Source organism: Brevundimonas sp. A19_0, assembly GCF_017744255.1.
GTDB lineage: Bacteria > Pseudomonadota > Alphaproteobacteria > Caulobacterales > Caulobacteraceae > Brevundimonas.
The window spans coordinates 1-2,462 of record NZ_JAGHQP010000041.1 but is presented as its reverse complement, the minus strand read 5'-3'; the positions used below and the strand labels follow the sequence as shown (position 1 = coordinate 2,462).

Below are 2,462 nucleotides of genomic sequence, written 5' to 3'. Positions count from 1 at the left end.
TGCTCACATGTATTCGTAGGGGTCATACGGGTGAAGCTCGACGTAGACGAAGCGGTCGTTTCGGAAGCTCAGTTCCTCAATCTCTGCCGGATCGCCATCCTCATCGACCGCGATGGTCAATGAGACATCTATCTCGATCTCGATCTCGGACTCACCACTGACCGTGTCCCAAGGAATAAGAACCTTGTCCTCGGAGTCGTAGCTGGCGTTGTCCCAATCAGGATGACTATAGCTGACAGTGGTTGTCGCCGTGATGGTGGCGAACACGAGGATCGGATCACCGGCCTCAATGGGCTTGAACGCCGTCACGCGCTCCAGCTTCACGGCTGTTACGGTCGTCTCGTCGATCTCCGAATCTTCCACGTCGCCTTGAAGCCCCCAGTCGCTCAGTTCAGCGTCTGTGAGCGCAATGAGATCGTCAGCCTGGGCTTCAAGCCATTCCTCTACCTCGGGAGCCTCATGCTGAAGTCCGAGATGTTCGAAAAGCTCAAGGAACGAGCCTACAAGGGAGATGTGCTCCTCGGTGGCCGTTGGCTTCTTGAAGTCATTGTCCGCCGACACCACGATGACGGGCTGGTCGGCGGAAGCCGTTAGCTTGAGGCTTTCGAAAGCGAATGCGTCGGGGAACTGATCCTTCTTCGCCCCATCCTCGAAGAACCCCGTGCCGGTTGCGTAAGCGTCCAGCACAGTCGAGGGCTTCACGGAATCGACCTGGAGTTCCTCCGCCTTCAGCCCTTTCATCATCGACCGCGTCGAACTGACGTAGTGCTCGTTAAGCTGGCCCTTAAGGGTAGCCTTCTTGAGGTCCAGCAGCTTCACGCCAGTGTGCTGCTCTACCAACTTGCGAAAATGCGGAGCGGTGATGTCCCCCAAGATATCGAGGTCGTTCTTCGCATGATGTTTCGCGACCTCTACCACCGTGAGGTCTGTCGTCAGCACGGAGATCAGGTCGGCCTCGACGAGGTCACGAACACGGCTGATCTCGGGGCCACCAGGAGGCTTTCCCGCACTGATGAGCACGTTGGCGTCAAGGAATACCTTAGGCGGATTTTTGGGCATCTGGCCGTCAGGAGGAGAGGTGAACGTGACAACTTATCAGAGACACTCGCTGCGTTACCGGCGATGTGGCGTCGGTTCAAATAGGTGCGAAAGGTCGAGTTCGGTATAGGCGATCCGGCCAATAGCCTCATACAGCGTTTGCGCTCGGTAGCCCCTACCGTAGGCAGCGGCGGTTTCACCGCCCTCGTTCCCAACTCCTGAGGACCAACCGCCGAGTGCCAAGGCCAATTCGTGTTCGATACGCGCTTCGCGCAGGGCGTCTCGGTAGCAGTGGCGAAACGAGTGAAAGCATGTTCTCTCCCGAGCGGCACCACATCGCTCAAGGAAGCGTCTGAACCACTTGCTGAATGGGTCGCTGTAGTAGCCAGTGCTGGACTTCTGGAGTTCGGAGAAAAGGCGGACCGCGCCAGCCGCTCGTCGCTGGGTGACGAAGGTCATAAACCCGATCTTGATCAGCGTCGGATGGACCGGGACGAACCGCTCACTGGCAGCAGTTTTCAGTCGCTTGCCGGTGTCGCTGTCGGACGGTCCTTCGGTTACGAAGAAACAGTCTACGCCATCCAGCCGATGGATGTCGGCCACGTGAAGCTGGCAAATCTCGTTCATCCTCATACCCGAGAAAAGGGCAATGAGAGGAACCCAGAAACGCCCGCGACGGGGACGCGCATGGCCCGGCGTCGAATATCCGGCCCAGTCATCGACGCAACCTCTGTAGAGCGGCGCATCAAAGATCAGACGTAACTGGTCGGGGGAGAAAGGCAGGCGTTTATCGCGACGCCTCACCCGGTCGATGACTTGGAGCCCTTTGGCTGGGTTTCGTTCGATCCAGCCTTCATTCTGGCAGAAGTTCATCACGGCGCGGAACTTGGTCATGTAGCCATTGACCGAGGCAGGCGAGAGCCTTCCGACCAGCCCTCTCTCCTTCGCCATTTGCGCCGCCGCGAGTGGCGACAGCTTGGGGAACCTCTTTTCGGCGTTCGACGGCAACCAGACGAGCACATCGAGAAGCTCGCGTGATGCTTCACGGTCGATGGACCGGATCGTGCGGTTCTCACCCCATAGGCAAACTGCAAGTTCGATTAGGTTCAGATAGTGGAGGTCCGTCTTTCGAGTGCGCTGTTTCGCGGGGTCAGATCGAAACAGTTCGAAGGCTTGGCGCAGCGTCTTGTCCCCTGATGTTGTTGGGGAGAAAACCGCAGGCCTCGCTTCCCTATGCGGATCAGCGATGGCCGGGCCAGCACCCTGCGTCTCAACGTAACGCCATTCCTGCTCCAACTCAGCGGCAACTATCCGGGCCCGACGAACGGCCTCCGCTCGATATCCCGTGCTGAGGGTCTTCACGACATGGGTCTTGCCAATCATCCCTGCCAATGAGCGCGGAACGCGAAGACGAAGGTAGTAGG

Annotated in this window: 2 protein-coding genes; both read right to left on the bottom strand. The window is 58.4% G+C overall.

Features of this window, described 5'->3' with window-relative positions; all coding sequences use genetic code 11:
* Positions 1 to 3: 3 nt before the first annotated feature.
* The gene (locus tag J7346_RS14880) at positions 4 to 1,059 is read right to left on the bottom strand and encodes a PIN domain-containing protein (RefSeq protein WP_209120754.1); all 1,056 of its coding nucleotides are present in this window, start codon (positions 1,057 to 1,059) and stop codon (positions 4 to 6) included.
* 54 nt (positions 1,060 to 1,113) lie between these two features.
* Positions 1,114 to 2,462: site-specific integrase (locus J7346_RS14875; RefSeq protein ID WP_209120753.1), on the bottom strand; the 1,349-nt coding region annotated here is incomplete at its 5' end.